Source organism: Flavobacterium anhuiense (assembly GCF_004151235.1).
GTDB classification, from domain to species: Bacteria; Bacteroidota; Bacteroidia; order Flavobacteriales; family Flavobacteriaceae; genus Flavobacterium; species Flavobacterium anhuiense_A.
This window is the reverse complement of the sequence record NZ_JUIV01000001.1, coordinates 247,486-265,509: the sequence shown is the minus strand read 5'-3', so window position 1 is coordinate 265,509 and position 18,024 is coordinate 247,486. Positions and strand designations below refer to the sequence as shown.

The 18,024-nt window shown below is 33.2% G+C and carries 15 protein-coding genes; 10 read left to right on the top strand and 5 right to left on the bottom strand.

Features of this window, described 5'->3' with window-relative positions:
• Positions 1 to 131 precede the first annotated feature (131 nt).
• Entirely contained in the window at positions 132 to 1,544 is a 1,413-nt protein-coding gene (locus tag NU08_RS01225; protein WP_129745364.1) for a PLP-dependent aminotransferase family protein, read from the top strand.
• 245 nt (positions 1,545 to 1,789) lie between these two features.
• On the opposite strand, the gene NU08_RS01220 is transcribed toward NU08_RS01225, so the two are convergent.
• On the bottom strand, positions 1,790 to 2,053 hold the full coding sequence (locus NU08_RS01220; protein WP_008468331.1) for a DUF2024 family protein: 264 nt from the start codon (positions 2,051 to 2,053) through the stop codon (positions 1,790 to 1,792).
• 157 nt (positions 2,054 to 2,210) lie between these two features.
• On the opposite strand from NU08_RS01220, the gene NU08_RS01215 reads away from it, so the two are divergent.
• On the top strand, positions 2,211 to 2,942 hold the full coding sequence (locus tag NU08_RS01215; RefSeq protein WP_129745362.1) for a YggS family pyridoxal phosphate-dependent enzyme: 732 nt from the start codon (positions 2,211 to 2,213) through the stop codon (positions 2,940 to 2,942).
• A 29-nt stretch (positions 2,943 to 2,971) separates the two neighbouring features.
• Positions 2,972 to 3,676 carry an AAA family ATPase gene (locus NU08_RS01210; RefSeq protein WP_129745360.1) on the top strand — a complete coding sequence of 235 codons (705 nt, stop codon included), beginning with the start codon at positions 2,972 to 2,974 and terminating at the stop codon, positions 3,674 to 3,676.
• Between the two features lie 368 nt (positions 3,677 to 4,044).
• Here NU08_RS01210 and NU08_RS01205 read toward each other — a convergent pair whose 3' ends face one another.
• Entirely contained in the window at positions 4,045 to 5,490 is a 1,446-nt protein-coding gene (locus NU08_RS01205) for a glycosyltransferase (RefSeq protein WP_129745358.1), read from the bottom strand.
• Between the two features lie 498 nt (positions 5,491 to 5,988).
• Here NU08_RS01205 and NU08_RS01200 point away from each other — a divergent pair, with 498 nt between their 5' ends.
• Together NU08_RS01200 and NU08_RS01195 are read left to right on the top strand one after the other, a co-directional pair.
• A complete protein-coding gene (locus tag NU08_RS01200) occupies positions 5,989 to 6,435 on the top strand; it encodes a response regulator (protein WP_129745356.1) in 447 nt (148 codons plus the stop codon).
• Positions 6,436 to 6,447: 12 nt separating this feature from the next.
• Complete coding sequence (locus tag NU08_RS01195; RefSeq protein WP_129745354.1) at positions 6,448 to 10,467, top strand: PAS domain S-box protein; 4,020 nt, start codon at positions 6,448 to 6,450, stop codon at positions 10,465 to 10,467.
• A gap of 118 nt (positions 10,468 to 10,585) precedes the next feature.
• Here NU08_RS01195 and NU08_RS01190 read toward each other — a convergent pair whose 3' ends face one another.
• Positions 10,586 to 11,002, bottom strand: coding sequence for a lipocalin family protein (locus NU08_RS01190; protein ID WP_129745352.1), 417 nt, complete (start codon positions 11,000 to 11,002; stop codon positions 10,586 to 10,588).
• A 189-nt stretch (positions 11,003 to 11,191) separates the two neighbouring features.
• Here NU08_RS01190 and NU08_RS01185 point away from each other — a divergent pair, with 189 nt between their 5' ends.
• The 3 genes from NU08_RS01185 (at position 11,192) to NU08_RS01175 (ending at position 13,526) form a co-directional block, all read left to right on the top strand.
• A complete protein-coding gene (locus NU08_RS01185) occupies positions 11,192 to 11,383 on the top strand; it encodes a hypothetical protein (protein ID WP_129745350.1) in 192 nt (63 codons plus the stop codon).
• Between the two features lie 320 nt (positions 11,384 to 11,703).
• Entirely contained in the window at positions 11,704 to 11,889 is a 186-nt protein-coding gene (locus NU08_RS01180; RefSeq protein WP_129745348.1) for a hypothetical protein, read from the top strand.
• A gap of 284 nt (positions 11,890 to 12,173) precedes the next feature.
• Positions 12,174 to 13,526 (top strand): GH1 family beta-glucosidase, encoded by a 1,353-nt coding sequence (locus NU08_RS01175; RefSeq protein ID WP_129745347.1) that lies wholly within the window; start codon positions 12,174 to 12,176, stop codon positions 13,524 to 13,526.
• Between the two features lie 137 nt (positions 13,527 to 13,663).
• Here the strand turns inward: NU08_RS01175 and NU08_RS01170 are convergent, their stop codons facing one another.
• Together NU08_RS01170 and NU08_RS01165 are read right to left on the bottom strand one after the other, a co-directional pair.
• Positions 13,664 to 14,026 (bottom strand): hypothetical protein, encoded by a 363-nt coding sequence (locus NU08_RS01170; protein WP_129745345.1) that lies wholly within the window; start codon positions 14,024 to 14,026, stop codon positions 13,664 to 13,666.
• A 373-nt stretch (positions 14,027 to 14,399) separates the two neighbouring features.
• The gene (locus NU08_RS01165; protein WP_129745343.1) at positions 14,400 to 15,017 is read right to left on the bottom strand and encodes a hypothetical protein; all 618 of its coding nucleotides are present in this window, start codon (positions 15,015 to 15,017) and stop codon (positions 14,400 to 14,402) included.
• Between the two features lie 556 nt (positions 15,018 to 15,573).
• Here NU08_RS01165 and NU08_RS22190 point away from each other — a divergent pair.
• Positions 15,574 to 15,747: a hypothetical protein gene (locus NU08_RS22190; protein ID WP_165352385.1), complete on the top strand. Its 174-nt coding sequence runs from the start codon at positions 15,574 to 15,576 to the stop codon at positions 15,745 to 15,747.
• A gap of 577 nt (positions 15,748 to 16,324) precedes the next feature.
• Positions 16,325 to 17,992 carry an ATP-binding protein gene (locus NU08_RS01160; RefSeq protein WP_317126343.1) on the top strand — a complete coding sequence of 556 codons (1,668 nt, stop codon included), beginning with the start codon at positions 16,325 to 16,327 and terminating at the stop codon, positions 17,990 to 17,992.
• Positions 17,993 to 18,024 lie beyond the last annotated feature (32 nt).

Genomic DNA, 18,024 nt, shown 5'->3' with positions numbered 1-18,024 from the left:
CAAAAGCTATTTAAAGTACTGAATTTGAGGCTTATTTTTTTCGCCACTATACTATTAAAAATACTCTAATGATAATTATTGTATTTTTGGACTAGCAAAATACATTCATTTACCCAACAAAAACAGTCCAGATGCTTAGACCGTGGCCATTAGAAATTCAGCTTGATAAAAAATCAGATAAAGCCATTTACCTGCAAATTGCCGATGCTGTAATAGATGCCATAAAAACTGGAAAATTGGTAAGTGGCAATGCATTACCAGGAAGCAGACAACTCGCCGAATTATTGAAAGTAAACCGAAATACGGTTGTGGAAGCTTTGGATGTTTTAATTGCCGAAGGCTGGCTCATAACAATTGATCGAAAAGGAACTTTTGTAACACAGTCACTTCCGCAAATCAATCATGCTGCAGAAAACAAAAAAGACCAAAAAATTAAAATAGAAGAACCTAAAAGTTTTTTAGTTTTTGATGACGGACTTCCCGATAGCCGTCTTGCACCTATGAATGATCTGGCAAGAGCGTATCGAGAATTGTTCAGCCGAAAATCGCGCTGGCAGATTATGGGTTATAGCACCGAATTGGGAAATTTGGAGTTTAGAAAATCGATTGCTCAAATGTTGAATTTTAAACGTGGCATGAGTATTTCTAAAGATCAAATCTGTATTACGCGCGGAAGCCAGATGGCGATGTATTTGGCTTCGCATTGCATTTTAAAATCTGGCGATTTTGTTTTGGTCGAAAATCCGGGTTACAAACCTGCTTGGGAAACTTTTGAAAATGCTGGCGCAACATTACTTCCCGTAAATGTAAACTCGGACGGATTGGATATCGATCAAGTCGAAAAATATCTTGAGAAACATTCAAACATAAAAGCAATTTACGTTACACCACATCATCAATTTCCGACCACGGTAACGCTTTCTTTAAAAAAGAGGTTAAAACTAATTGAACTTTCTAATCAATATAATTTTACAATCATTGAAGACGATTACGATAATGAATTTCATTTTGGACAGCGCCCAATACTTCCAATTTCCAGTCATTCGGCTTTGAAAAACTATATTTACATTGGCACTTTCAGCAAAATTGTTGCTCCTGCGCTTCGTATTGGATATCTGGCAAGTTCTCATGAAAACATTCAGAAAATCGGAAACCATAGAAAAATAATAGATGTTCAGGGCGATAATATTATGGAAGAAGCGATTTTGAACCTCATCAACGAAGGAAAAATAAAGCGTCATCTTAAAAAAGCCAATTTGGTCTACAAAACCAAAAGAGATTATTTTGAGAGTTTGCTAAACCAATATCTTCAAGATAAAATCACTTTTACAAAACCTGAAGGCGGACTTGCATTTTGGATTGTTCCAAAAGCTGAAATTAATGTTTTGGAAGTTTTTGAAAAACTAAAACTACAAGGCATTCAGATTATGAGTCCAAACCGATTTAGTTTTGAAAAACCCATTAAAGGTTTTCGTCTGGGTTATGCTTCTCTTTCAGAAAAACAAATGAAGGAAGGAATAAGAATACTTTCAAAATTGTTATAAAAAGCCCTTCGACTTCGCTCAGGGTGACATGAAGATTGTCTGGCTGAGCGGAGTCGAAGCCTTTCTAGTTATCAGTCTTGCAAATTAATTTAATTGCAAAAATTAGCTATACAAAAACAAGCCAAAATTACACGCGGATTTTACGGATTTGCTATCGCAAAGACGCGGAAAAAAACTGATTTTAAAAATCTGCGTGAATCTGCGTTTTCGCGATAGCGAATCCGTTTTATCAGCGTTCAATTAATTTAATTGCAATTCTCCATTTCAATAATAGAAAATCCATTTGCCCGAATCTGATTTTCAACTTCAATAGGCGCTTTATCAATGTGGCAGAAACGGCATTCTTTAGACGATAAAGTTTGTCCTTCTTGCGCTACACTTTTCAGGTATTTTTTACCGTATTCATATACCTGTTCTGCATCATTAACATTTTCATCAACCAAAATATCAAAGTGCATAATTTTTCCGTCTTTACGGGTTACGTAGGTATCCCAAACTGCTATTTTCATTTCTTTTTAAGATGCTAAGGTTCTAAGTTACTAAGGTTCTGAGTTTTTTTCTATGCAAATTTATATTGGTTTTCGTAGTGTCAAATCATCCAGTTTTTTCATTTTTTGAAATATACTGGTCCAGCAGAATTTTGCCGTTTAGGTATAGTTTTGCAGTATGAAAAACGAAATTATTTTTAATTTAATTAAAGTGCATCAGCGTATCGAAAATGCCTGTAAAATGGCTGGAAGAAATTCTTCTGATGTTCAGCTTTTATTGGCAACTAAAACGGTTCCTGCAGAAAAAATTCGAATCGCAATTGAGGCTGGCGAAACTTTAATGGGCGAAAACAAAATGCAGGAATTGCGGGATAAAAATGATATTTTGAAAAATCTTCCAATCGAACGCCATTTTATTGGACATCTTCAAACCAACAAAGTAAAAGATGTTTTGAAATATGCTACTTGCATTCAATCTCTAGATCGAATAAATCTGGCTGATGAACTGCAGAAACAACTCCAAAATCAAAACCGAAAATTAGATGTTTTTGTACAGGTGAATACTTCTTATGAAGAAAGCAAATTCGGTTTAGCTCCAGAAGACGTTTTATCTTTCATTAAAAAAATAAAAACTTACGAGACCCTAAATATTAAAGGTTTAATGACCATTGGACTTTTAGATGTTGAAAAAGAAAAAATGATTCCGTCACTGCGGCTTTTAAGAACTATTCGCGATGAAATTTATTCGGAAGGAATTGAAGGTTTACAAGATCTGAAACTTTCTATGGGAATGTCTCAGGATTTGGAACTTGCTATCGCGGAAGGTTCGAATATGGTTCGAATTGGCACTTCGATATTCGGAAACCGCTTTTTAGGAAAAGAAATCTGGAACGAAAACATTGCAGAATAAAACTTAATTTTGCAGCAAATAATGAGCAGATGAACCTGAATGATCTTACTGTAATTGATACTGAAAAAATTGCTTTAGACGATTTGTTTTTTAGCGATGAAAATAAAGCGGCTTTGCTTCAGATTATCAAAGAGCATCAATATATCGAAGAATTAAAAAAATACAATCTCAAAGTCGACAATAAGATTTTATTGCACGGAAGTTCTGGCTGCGGTAAAACAACAACGGCAAAAGCGATTGCTAATACGTTAGGCAAAAATATTATTATTGTAAACCTCAGCACGGTTATCGATTCTAGAATTGGTGAAACTTCCAAGAATTTGAAAGCCATTTTTGATAAAGCAATTAGAGAAAGAGCGGTTTTATTTTTGGATGAATTTGACCAGATCGGAAAAAGCCGAGACAGCGATGATAAAGATGTCGGCGAAATGAGACGTTTGGTAAACACAATAATCCAACTTTTTGATTATTTTCCTTCTGATAGTTTATTAATTTGTGCTACCAATCATTACGAAATAATTGACAGTGCTTTATTGAGAAGATTTCAGCTTCGTCTGAAATATGAAATGCCTTCAGAAATACAGCTGAATATTTACTATGATAAAATTTTAAGCAGTTTTCCAGAGCATTTTCAAAATATAGAAAGAAAATATTCAATTTCTTATGCTGAGGCTTTAGACTATATTAATACAACAATGAAAAGACAGATTATTGCTGCTTTGGATTCAAAATAAAAACACATAAAATTAGAAGCAATTTCACGTTGCAATTTTATATGTTCCGTAGGAACATTTCATCGGTAGAAATTTAGATTGACATCATTGTTTTACGTTCTGTAGGAACGTTTGATTGTCATGAATTTTTTACCGATCAAACGTTCCTATGGAACGTGTAACCACAATCCACATTTTAATTCTACCGACGAAACGTTCCTACGGAACGTAATTGGATGATCACCATTTGTTTTCTACCGATGAGACGTTCCTATGGAACGTTGGTTGTACTGGTTATCTTTCTTTAAATCAAAAAACCCGTTGCAAATGTTCGCAACGGGTAATTCTCTTGGGTGGAGTTTTATATATAGAATGAATAGTGTACTTGTTTATAAGCCTCTTGTCAACCAACCTTTTTTGTTGGCAGTTGCAATAGCATAAGGCGCAATCCAGAATAAACTGAAAGTGTAAAAAACACTGTAAGAATAAGCCCAGAATGATTCTGAAAGTGTATATCTTTTTGCGTAAAACAACATTGAAAAACTTGAAAAGATTAAGATTGCCATTAATGTTGAACTCAAAAATAATACTGGGTGAACCGCAATAAAATAAAACATAAATAAGATAAATGGGTATGTCATTGCAATTTTAAAGAACTGGTTTAAGAATAGCATTCTCGCTCCAAATTTTGATTCTTTTCTGAAATCTGTAAAAACATATTTCGCCATCATAAGATTCTCACGAACGTTACTTCTTGCCCATCTGATGAACATTTTGTACAGACCTTTGTATTCTTCAGGAACATTTGTTAATACCACCGCGTTTCTTTGAAATTTAACTTCAAAACCTTGTTTCAAAATCATGTTAGTCAAAGCACGATCTTCTCCAATATCTGATGGCTCTCCCATAAAAGTCTGGTTGATCCACTCTGGAAGACAATTAAATACAGCATCTCTTTTGTAAGCTGCCAAAGCGCCTGGCGTACATAATACAGAACCTAACTCGCTTTCTGCAGAACGTTGGAATTCGAAACTCATTACAAAACTTACATTCAGCATTTTTGGCAAAATGGCTTTTTTGTTGTTCAAAACTTGAACATTTCCTGCAACTGCACCACATTTTTTGTTCACTACAAACGGACTAACCAAGTTTCTCAAAGTATCTTTTTTCACAATAGAATCACTGTCTACAGTTACAAAGATTTCTCCAGTTCCTAATTTAAATCCTCTGTATAATGCCTGACGTTTTCCTTGATTTTTTGGCTGCTGAAAAATCGTAACACGATCTCCCAATTTTGCTTTTGCTTCCTGCATCCAGTACCAAGTATCGTCTTTACTTCCATCATCAATTGCCAAAAGCTGTAATTTTTCTGCTGGATAATCGCTGTCTGCAAGACTCAATAAAGTGTCCCAAACTAATTTTCCTTCATTATATGCTGGAACGATAATCGTACAAGTTGGCAACAAATCGTCTGATACTGATGGAATTGCTTTGTATCTTAAATACAAGAAAGAGCTATACAAGAAAACTCCTGCCTGATAGAAGAATAAAATTGTTGTAAGGATTAAAAATGGTAATCCCCAAGTCGAAGCAATTCTTTCAAAATGAAATTGTTCAAAATCATCTTGCAATAGAATTACTGAGATTACACCTGTGATTAGTAATAAAAAAGTTCCGATAAGAACTGCCAACCCGAACGGACTTGTTGGTCTTTCTACAAATACTTTTTGTGATTTTTGTTTTGTTCTGAAAAAAGAACCGTTTAATGTTTTTTCGCTGATTGCTGAACTGCTGTTCGCATAAAATTGTTCTGAGATAATTGTTTCGCTTTTCATGCTTATACTCCTTTTTTAATTTCCTTAAATTGGCTTTTAGTAAAATCTTTTCCTTTCAAAAAACGGACACATCAAAGATTTTGACATAAACACAATTTACAAGCGGCATGCCAATACAGTTCTAAACTGGTATAGAGCCGTTTAGAAAAATAGGCACAAAAAAGAGTGTGTAATAATTTTACACTTTTTGGATACGGTAAACAATAAAAATAGAGAATTTGGAATTGAAAAAGTGAGATTTCAAAAGGATTCAGAGTGTTTTGCTTTTCCTTTTTTGGAAAAAAAACGAAATCTCAAAAATAATTTTCTGACGAAAAAACCGTTAGAAAATACTAGAACGCTATTATTAAAATAAAATTGTTTGAGAAAAAGAAAATAGATTCAAAAACGCCTTTTTTTCGACTTTTAAAAAACATTCTTTACAAAAAAACAGAAAATCTTAGCGAAAAAAGTTAAATTTATCCAGATAAACTAAACCGTAAAATATAGGAGACTACAATGAGTAAAGAGCATTACCATCTTTTACTGGCTGACGATGACGAAGACGACTGCCTTTTCTTTAAAGAAGCTCTCGATGAAATAGCTATAAGCACTGATCTTTTAACTGTAAATGATGGAGTGCAAGTAATGAATTATTTAAAAAATAATGTTTTAAATCTACCTGATGTTCTTTTTTTAGATCTGAATATGCCTTTAAAAAATGGTTTGGAATGTTTGGATGAAATAAAGAATGACGAAAGGTTAGAAAATCTGCCCATTGTCATTTTCTCAACTTCACTGGATAATGAAATCGTAAACAAACTATATCAAAAAGGTGCTTCTTATTATATTCGAAAACCTGGTGACTTTACCAAACTCAAAAGTGTGATCGCAAAAGCATTGACCATTGCACCAGAAAATAATTTCAAACAGCCCGAAAGAGCCAATTTCATATTGCAACCTTAATCTTCTTTGGAAATGAACCGCAAAAAAAAGGAACATTATTTTATTTCCCAAGAAGGTGAAATGGGAGATTTAATTCGTTCTGCAGATTGGAGCAAAACCTCTTTGGGCAATCCAGAAAATTGGCCGCAAAGTTTAAAAACCATGACGGCAATGATACTTGGCAATCCGTTTGGAATGTACATAGCGTGGGGAGAAAATTATACGCAATTGTATAATGATGCTTTTCGTCCAATTCTTGGCGTTTCTAAGCATCCTGAAGCATTAGGCAGAAGTTCTCGAGAAACATTTAGCGAAATATGGGATACTATAGGTCCAATGTTTGCCGATGTTATGAAAGGACATGCCGTAAGTTTTCCTGATTTTAAAGTGCCTCTTCACCGAAATGGCTATACCGAAGATTGCTTTTTTGATTTTTCGTATAGTCCGATAAAAATAGAAGACGGTTCTATTGGCGGAATTTTGGTTACCGTTATCGAAACTACCGAAAAGAAAATTGTCGCAGATGCTTTACAGGAAAGCAATGCACGATTTGCCAATAATATTATGCAAGCTCCGGTGGCAATGTGCATTTTTAGAGGGAAAAATCATGTTGTTGAAATTGTCAACGAACAAATGCTGCAGCTTTGGGAAGCAAAAGAAGAAAATGTTATAAATAAGCCTATTTTTGAAGTTCTGCCAGGATTAAAAAAACAAGGCTTTGATGAAATTCTTTACAACGTTTTTACAGACGGAAAAAAAATTACCACAGACGAATTATTTGTCCAACTAAATCGAAATGGGCAAACTGAAAATACGTATATCAATTTTGTTTACGAAGCTTTGCGTGAACCTGACGGAACTATTTCGGGCGTTGCAGCAATTGCTACAGAAGTTACGGCTCAGGTTTTGGCGCGTTCAAAAGTAGAAGAAAGCGAACAAAAGATAAGACAGCTGGTTGAAAATGCCCCTTTTCCGATTGCGGTTTATGTCGGAAAGGAAATGCGCATTGAATTGGCAAACGATTCCATAATTAAAATTTGGGGAAAAGGTCCCGATGTGATTGGAAAAACATACACCGAAATTCTACCAGAATTAAAGGATGAACCGATTTTTGAACAAGTAGAAATGGTATACAAAACAGGAATACCCTTTCATTCAAAAAATTCAAAAATTAATCTTATTGTAGACAACGTTCTAAAAACCTCTTATTTTGACTACAGCTTTACGCCACTTTATGATAACTACGGGAATGTATATGGCGTAATGAATACTGGGGTTGAAATAACTGATTTATATTTAGCCAAACAAAAAATCGAGGAAAGCGACAAGCGTTTCCGCGACACTGTAAGACAAGCTCCTGTTGGAATTACGATTCTTCGAGGATCAGAATATATTGTAGAAATGGCCAACGAGACTTATCTAAAATTGGTAGACAAAGAAGAGCAAACTTTTGTTGGCAGACCATTGTACGATTCTCTTCCAGAAGTTAAAGAAACCGTAAGCGCTTTATTGGACAATGTTTTAAATACCGGAATTCCTTTTCATGGAATTGAAGTTCCTGTTCCTTTAAACCGATATGGAAAAATAGAAACTTCTTATTTTGATTTTCTTTACCACCCATTAAAAGAAGAAAACGGAAACATTTCTGGAATTTTAGTAACAGCTACTGAAGTCACTGAAAAAGTAGAAGCTAGAAAAAAAATTGAATTAAATGAGGAACGCCTCAAAATTGTAGTTGAAGCCAGCGAATTGGGTACATGGGAATTGAATGTTAAAACTAGAATCCCAACTTATTCTCAGAGATATCTTGAAATTCTTGGCGGTTATAAAGAAGAAGTGACATTAACCCACGAAGAATTATTGGCTCATCTTCATCCTGATGATTTACATATTAGAAATAAAGGTTTTAAGGAAGCTTTAAATACAGGATTTTTAAATTATGAAGTCCGTGTAATTTGGAAAGACCAATCTATACATTGGATTGAAGGAAAAGGAAAAGTTTTTTATGATGAAAATCATGAGCCCGAAAAACTAATTGGAACCATTCGAGATATTACTGAAGAGAAAAAATATCAGCAGAAAATTGAAGAGAGCGAAAAGAAACTTCGCAATCTTATCATGCAATCGCCTGTTCCGAAAGCCATTTTGCGAGGAAATGATTTTGTTATTGAAATGGCCAATTTTGTGCTTTTGAAGAATATCTGGAAAAAAGAAGAAAGCCAAGTTCAAGGAAAAAAAATATTAGAAATATTTCCGGAGCTCAAAAAACAGAAATATGCTGATTTACTCAAAAAAGTTTACGAATCTGGAAATGTCTATTCAGAATCTGAATCTTTACTTTTTATTGACAATGAAAAAACCGGCAATCAGTTTTATGTAGATTTTGAATTTGCACCGCTTCGCGAAAGCAATAATTCGATTTCTGGAATTAGAATGACACTTATTGATGTTACAGAAAAAGTCGAAGCTAGAAAAAAAATCGAAGAAAGCGAGAAAAGATTCCGTTCTCTTACCGAGAGTATTCCGCAATTAATCTGGGAAACTGATGCCGATGGAAATGCTCTTTTCACTTCGGGAAGATGGCTAGAATATACTGGCATCGAACCAGGAGTTGAAGGATCATGGCAGAAAATGATTCACCCAGATGATTTTGATGAAAATGTCAAAATCTGGCAGCATGCGCTTGCGACAGGAGAAATGTACCGCTGCGATGTAAGAATGCGCAGAAAAGACGGTTCGTACAGATGGCATACCGTTATTGGCGAACCCGTTTTAGGACTCGATAATAAAATTGTAAAATGGGTAGGTGCCTTTACCGATATTCATACCGAAAAAGCTTTTACGCACGAACTTGAACAACAGGTTACAGCGAGAACTAGAGAATTAATTCAGATTAATGAATCACTTCGTAAAAGTGAAGAACGTTATCATTTAATGGTCGAAGAAGTTCAAGAATATTCAATTCTCTACTTGAATTCTAATGGTATTGTAGAAAACTGGAATGTAGGAGCTGAAAAGATTAAAGGCTACAAATCAGACGAAATTATCGGAAAATATTTTGCTATTTTCTATACCAAAGAAGATCAGAAAAACAAACTGCCAGAGAAACTTTTAACGCTAGCAAGAGAAAAAGGAAAAGTGATTCATGAAGGTTGGCGTGCACGTAAAGACGGAAGTTTATTCTGGGCAAGTGTGGTTATTACGGCTGTACATAATAAAAAAGGCGATGTCATTGGTTTTTCAAAAGTTACCCATGACTTAACCGAAAGAAAAAAGGCTGATGATAAATTAAAAATGAATGCACTCGAGCTCGAGCAGAAAAACAATGAGTTGGAAGAAATGAACAAAGAGCTCCAGTCATTTGCTTATATTTCGAGTCATGATTTGCAGGAACCACTTAGAAAAATACAGACTTTTGCTTCTCAGATTATTGAGAAAGAAGCTGAACGTTTATCCGAAAACGGAAAAGATAAATTTAAAAGAATGCAGAACGCCGCACAGCGAATGCAAACTTTAATTAATGATTTATTGGCTTATTCAAGAACAAATGCCCAAGAACGTATTTTTATTAAAACAGATCTTGCACAAATTGTACATGAAGTAAAAGAAGATTTAACCGAAGAATTAGAACAAAAAAGTGCTGTAATCGAAATTGAGCAAACCTGTGAAGTTGAAATTATTCCGTTTCAATTCAAGCAATTGCTATACAACCTCATCAGTAATTCTTTAAAATTTTCAAATCCTGACATTCCAATTGTAATAAAAATTAAAAGTAAATGTGCTTTAGGAAAAGATTTAGAAAATGAAAAACTTATTCCTGCCAAGAAATATTGCCATATAGAAGTTTCTGATAACGGAATCGGTTTTGAAGCTCAGTACAACAAAAAAATATTTGAAGTTTTTCAGCGTCTTCACGGGAGAGACCGTTACAATGGAACCGGAATTGGATTGGCAATTGTGAAAAAAATTGTAGAAAACCATAACGGAATCATTACAGCTTCTGGCATTCAGAATAAAGGAGCTTCTTTTGATATTTATATTCCGGTAGAATAAGAATTTTAAATTCCAATTTCTAAATTTCAAACTCCAAATTCATAAAAAAACGGAAACTGCAAATAAGCGGTTTCCGTTTTTCATTTCAAAGGAAATTGAAATTATCTCAAAACAAATTTTATCTAGTATAAACAGTAATTATACCTGTTGTTTTGTCTTTAATTTTTAGTTCTTTGTTGGTAAGGTTCATGATATCACTAGTTGAACTTACGTTACCAACAGTAATAGTCAAATCATTATGCGATCTTACATAAGTACCAGTAGTTTCTGTTAAAGCACAATCAGAGCCATTATAATCACCAATAACTGCTGCATTACTTAATCTTAAGTCTAAATAATCTCCAGGACATCCACTTTGGTTTTGTGGAGCATCAACTAAAACTTCTTGACCATTAACAATTGTTCCCGTTTTGCTTAGATTATATTTCCCCTGAATTGGAACTATTGTTTCTCCTTCATTATCGTCGTTACTACAAGAGGTTACGAACATTCCCGCGCTTAAGGCTAATACGAATAATATTTTTCTACTTTTCATGATTTCTTTGTTTTTTATTAATTTAATTCAATAATGCTAAATTAAAAGTAAATACTTATAAGAAATTTCATGATTTTACGAATATTTTACATAAATCTCATTTTACCATTAAAAATCATTTTTTTTTACACAAATAACAAATTAAGTGTATTTTAGATATATTAATAACCTATTTAATTTTATAAGAAAATGAAAAAACTAATCGTCTTCGGTCTGTTTGCATTGTTTAGCTTTACAGCTTTTTCTTGCACTTCCGACGAAACAGAAACAAACGGATTAAAAACTGAAACCAAAAAAGAGAGAGTACTCTCTGAAGGACAAGCAAGTGAACCAGATGGCCCTGGTGATGACCCAATCAATCTTCCGCCACCAAAAAAATAATTCAAGCAACAATTGCTTAATCTAAATTACTTTAACATTAAAAAATTACTTTAATTCAGCATTTAAGTTTTACGACTTATTCTAATAGCAACTGATCCAGATGATGATCCCATAATTGTGCCATCATCTCCTAAAAAGTAATTGGATTTAAATGAGAGTCCCCTTTTAAGTATTTCCATTTAAAGCATGTCCTACCAAAAATTGGTGATTGTACAAAGATTTTAGATAAATTGAATTGTAAAATTGGAGTATAGTATTGCATCTTAAATAATTATTACTGCTTTAAAAAAAATATTCATAACCATTTAATTTTATAAAAAATGAAAAAACAACTACTATTTGGCATGCTTATCTTATTGAGTTTTGCCACTTATTCTTGTACGGCCGATGATTCGGAAACTACTGGAGCGAAAACAAAAGTTGCAAAAGAAACACCTCTAACGGGTGCAAGCGCAGACGGCCCAGATGACAAAGTGCCTCCTCCCCCTCCTCCAGAGGATAATTAACTTTAATCAGCTAAAAAAGGGAACATCCAAAGATTGCTCCCTTTTATTCTTTTTAATTATTATTTTCCTTTTTCCTCACTTCTTACAAAACAATTTAATCATTTGATAATAATTACTTTACAATAATTTCACATTAGTTTTCTTAATTTGATATAAAACTAATCGTTATGAAATTCTTTAATCTAAAATTCCTAGTATCATTCAAAGAATGGCTTTTTTTAAGAGCAATGCAATCTTCTTTCCTACATTAATAAACCATTATAAATAAAGGAAAGCAGTATTGAATGAATAAAATTGAAAGCTCATTTTTGAATAGAAACCAATTTGGTAAAGATTTCTTGTGGGGTGTCTCAACCGCCGCTTTCCAAATTGAAGGAGCGCATGATTCTGATGGAAAAGGTTCTTCTATTTGGGATGTTTTTACTTCTCAAAAAGGAAAAATCAAAAACGGACATCATGCCATAACTGCTTGTGATTTTTACAACTGCTATCAGGACGATATTAATTTAATCAAGGAATTAAATATTCCGAATTTTAGATTTTCTATCAGCTGGCCTAGAATTATGCCGACTGGCGTTCATCCTATCAATCAAGCCGGCATCGATTATTACAACAAAATTATAGATTCGCTTCTGGCTTCGGGAATAGAACCTTGGATAACGCTTTATCATTGGGATTTACCTCACGAACTTGAAGTAAAAGGAGGCTGGACAAACCGCGAATCGGTTTCTTGGTTTAAAGAATATGTCGAAGTCTGCGTACAATATTTTGGCGATCGCGTTAAAAACTGGATGGTGATAAACGAACCTTCCGTCTTTACTGGAGCAGGTTATTTTTTAGGCATTCATGCACCTGGAAAAAAAGGAATCACCAATTATCTTAAAGCGATGCACCACGTTACTCTGGCAACTTCAGCTGGAGCCAAAATAATTCGCGAACGAATTCCAGATGCCAACATCGGAACCACGTTTTCATGTACGCACATTGAACCTGCAACAGAAAACGCAAAAGATATTGAAGCTGCAAAACGTGTTGATACTTTATTGAACAGAACTTTTATAGAACCCATTTTAGGATTAGGTTATCCGCAGAAAGAGCTTCCGGTTCTAAAAAAATTGAATAATTATATCCTTGAAGACGATTTAAACAATCTCACTTTCGATTTTGATTTCATCGGATTACAATGCTATACTCGTGAGGTGGTAAAATCATCTATTTTAACTCCCTACATTGGCGCTGAACTGATAAGTGCCGAAAAAAGAAATGTGATTTCGACTGATATGGGTTGGGAAGTTTATCCTCCTGCAATGTATCACATTCTTAAAAAGTTTAACGAATATGACGGAATCAAAAAAATAATCATCACAGAAAACGGAGCTGCTTTTCCAGATACCGTTCAAAACGGAAAAGTACACGATATAAAACGAACGCATTTTATTCAAGACAATTTAGAACAGATATTACGTGCCAAAGAAGAAGGCTTAAATGTAGAAGGCTATTTCGTATGGAGCCTGACTGATAATTTTGAATGGGCCGAAGGTTATAACGCCCGATTCGGACTAATCCATGTGGATTTTGAAACCCAAAAACGAACTATAAAAAACTCTGGATTATGGTTTAAGGATTTCTTATCCTGATTTTACCGCGAAGTACGCTAAGTATTTTAAAATAACTTTCAGTTAAAAACAAAGTTCGCAAAGCTATGTATAAATTGCTTTGCGAACTTTGCGGTTATCTTTGTGCCTTTGCGGTTAAAAGCTAGACCCAAATAGTATTAAGACTTGTATTTATAATTCTGTTTTAAGATTCCAACATGAATCTTTCCATTAGATTTTAAGTTGGTTATAATCCTGATATATTTCTCTTCGGGATATTTTACTTCGAAACTAAAGGTCGTATCTTTTGCTTTAACCTGAAGCAAATGTTTTCCTTCGCCAGATGTTGACAAGCTTATCGTTTCGTAAGTAGGGAGTGCTTCAGTTGCTTTTAAATTAATTTCTTTTAGTTTTTCTTTATCTAGAAATACTTCTAGTTTTAAGTTGTCCAATTTCATATTGGTTGGCTGTTCAAATGAGACAACATATTTTTTACAGCTGACAGTGCATAAAACAATTAATAGTATTAGGAGCTTTTTCATAAAGGTATTTTAAACTGATTGTTATTAAAAATCAAGACCATTTTTAGTGTTTGATAAATATAAATAATTTTATTTCAATCCGGCCGAAAAAACAATTTTTACATTTTTCTAGAATAAATAATTAAGCGAAAAAGCTCAAAAAAATTTCTTCAAAAAAAAGAGAAAAAAAAGCGAAAAAATCTGTTATTTCACTGAATTTCATTAGGTTTATCGGGATTTTTTTCTTATCTTTATTGTGTAAATAACAGTAAATATATGCCGAAAAACAAACTTTTTAAATGCCACAATTACCCTTCAAAAAATCATTCTTTTTCTCTCTTCAAGCATTTTATTTTTAAAAATGCATCGAATTTTCATTTCGAAATTATCCCTTTTAACTTTTTTTCTGCACCAAATATAAACATGCAGAAGAAACTAGAGCAACTGCTCCAACAGCAACCGTAATTATTTTGCGAGGATATATTTTCTGAACCATTGTTTTAGAAAATAGATCTTTAAAATTCAGTACAGAATTTCTCTTTTGGGAAACTTCTCTAGACTCTTCATTTTCATTTTTTACCAAAACATTCTTTTCTATGCCATTACTATCAATTTCAGCGGTTACATTCTTAACTTGTTTTGCTTCTTCAATTCTACATTTTTCATTGAATTTTTTAAAAGGGCGCGGCTGAAAATCGACTATTACTGCTGCAAGATTTATGGCATCAATATTTGATGGATCTGTTTCGCCTTTAAAGAAAGTTTCAATGGGCCTAAACTTATCTTTTTGGTTTCTGAACTTATTCTTCTGAGTATAGTCAAAATCTACGCAAAGTAAATTTCTAAAAACTTTTAAATCATCTTGAGTCGGGTTGTCTTCAAAGATAAGCCAACATAAATCGCGAAGTTTTCCGCGTGAAGGGTGGTGTAGGAAGTCAAAATACTCTCCCTCTTTTTCGATCTCGTATTTAATTTTAATCGCCTTTTTATATTCTTCTAATGTATTGTTCATCTTGCCTTTTTTAAGAACTTCTTTTGACTCTTTACTTTCATTTCTAACTTAATTTTTTTTATATGCCTTTATTTTCAACCTCTAAATTTAATCATTACAAGCAATTCAATTTCTGTTCCAAATCTATACTTTTTCTATATTTTTTTTAATAGTTCGCAACCAACTTTTGACAGACTTATTGCATCTATTATAATAAGAGATTTGTCTAAAATTAAATAATTCAAACTAGACTTTTACGCTTTTTTTCTGGGAATTTCTGGGAATCTCAGGAAAACGCAGGAATTCCGGGAATCCCTTGCCAGTTAAGGCCTGGAAGCTCCTTTACTTTGCATCAAGAAATTAGTTCAGGTTTTGTCTGCAGACTAAAACAATAATGAAAACCAGTTCTAATTAAGAGTGTAAAAAAACTGTAAGACCGAGTTTATTCGGGAAGTATAAATAACGTCTTACTGTTCTACACACTTCACTTCCCAAAACCAATGTTGGTATTGTCCCAAAAGCCTCTGGATTATTCCGGACCGCAATACCTATGTCTAATTTCTTAAAAATAAACAAAATGAAAAAACTAATACTATTTATCGCTTTTGCGTTATTATTCACGATATTTTCTTGCACTCCTGATGAGTCTGAGACACAAACAGTTAAGAAAACTGAAAAAATTGATGGTCACGCTGGTAATGATAAACCTGATGGTCCTGGTGATGGAATAACCCCACCTATAAAACCATAAACTAAAATCTATTTTAATCACTAATTAATATTTTTCGGGGAAGTAAATTTATACATTTACATTCCCCGTTTTTTTTGATGGTTATCAAAATACTTTAGATTACAAACTATAGAAATCAAAAAACACCATAAAAAGCCACTCTTAGCAAATGACTATGTAAAAAAATCTAAACAAAAACATTATTATCCTTATACTGCCAATACATTTATTGTTGAAAATAATTAGCTTTACAAAATGTTTAACCATTCAAAAACCTATTAAATAAAAAAATTACTGTTTTTTATTGCTTTCGCAGTTGTATCAACTCTATTTTCTTGTACTGCCGACGAGGACAACACGCAAGCAGAAAATAAAATTGAAAAAGTAAATGGTCACGCTGGTAATGATAAGCCTGATGGTCCTGGTGATGTAATACCACCTACAAAACCATAAACTAAAAATATAATTTTAGTATTGAATTAATTACTATTTTCGGGGAAAGTAAATTTATATGTTACGGTCCCCGTTTTTTTATTTTATTCTACTTCTCGCACTTTTTTCTTGTAAAGAAAAAAACACCACTCATCCCGATGCAGAATTGATTCGAAAAGAAGCACTTAGTTTACGAGATAAGGCAGATGAAAATTATGGAAAAGGAAATTATAGTCCTGCTTTTTACGAATTCAACAAATCAAAAACCCTTTTTGAAACTTTAAAAGATAGTGCTAATATTGGCTACATCCTCATTCAAATGGCCGCTATTCAGCAAATCAATGGAGACTATTATGGTAGTAAAGAAACAGTAACTGAAGCATTGCCTTATGCTAAAAATAAAAATCATGTAAGCTGCATCAATAACATTATAGGCATTGCTGACAAAGAACTCTCGCTTTACAATGACGCAATTCTTTATTATAAAGAGGCTATAAAAGATTACGAAAATCTTGACAAAAAACAAGACCCTTTAAACAATATTGCTGTGGTTTACATACAGCAAAAAGAATACAATAAAGCAATCACTATTTTAGAATTTCTTTTAGAATCACCTGCCAGTAAGAAAATTTTAACAGATGAAACTAAGACAAGCAGAAAATCTAGATATCAAGACAATTTAGGTTACGCTTATTTTAAAAATGGAATGGATAAAAAAGGATTTCATTTAATGGACAATGCACTCCAAACTAGAATTGAAATTAAAGATACATATGGCAGTATCGAAAGTTATCTGCACCTTGCAGACTATTACTCCAAACAGAATCTTCAAAAATCAGACGAAAACGCTCTTACAGCGTATAACATTTCTACAAAACTAAATAGTATAGATGAAAGATTAGAAGCCCTGCAAATATTAATCTCAAATGATAACAGTCCTAATACCGCAAAATACACCCAAAAGTACTTTACATTAAATGACAGCATTATTAAGGTTCGAAATAATTTTAAAAATAAGTCTGCAAAAATTAAGTACGATGCCAAAAAGGAAAAAGACGAAAACGAAAAACTCCGTTTAGAAAAGGCAGAGAATCAATTATCGCTTCAAAGAGCCAAATACCTAAAAATCGTATCGGTAATTGTTTTTGCTTTTTTAGTTATTCTCATTTTCATTTTAATACGCTATTATAAAAATAAAAACAAAGCCATCGAGTTTAAAACTTCGTACAACACTGAAACCCGAATTGCTAAAAAAATACACGACGAACTGGCAAACGACGTTTTTCAAGTTATTGCTTTTGCGGAATCTCAGCCATTATCTGTCGAAAACACCAAAGAGAATCTGCTTCAAAAACTGGATGACATTTATAGTCGCGTAAGGGGAATTTCAAGAGAAAACAATAGTATCGATACTGGAGTAAACTTTACCCACAGCATAAAAGAAATGCTCTCTGCCTATAATACGCGAGAAAGAAATATCATGATTACCAATTTAGAAGACATAAATTGGGAAGACATTGACGATATAAAAAAAATCACCATCAGCCGAATTTTACAGGAACTAATGGTAAACATGAAAAAGCACAGCGAAGCAAGTATTGTGGTTATACGATTTGAAAGTGACCAGAAATCAATTTCAATAAATTATAGGGATAATGGTAAAGGCTGCGAAAAAACTATGCTTGTGAAAAATGGCCTTCAAAACATGTCAAATCGCATTGTAGCGGTTAACGGAACATTTGATATTGACACAGAGCCTGGCAAAGGATTTAAAGTAAAAATATCGATGCCAGAACAAACTCAGATTAAGGTAAAAGAAAAATTCGCTTATTAAATAAAAAACCTTTCAGAATTAATCTGAAAAGC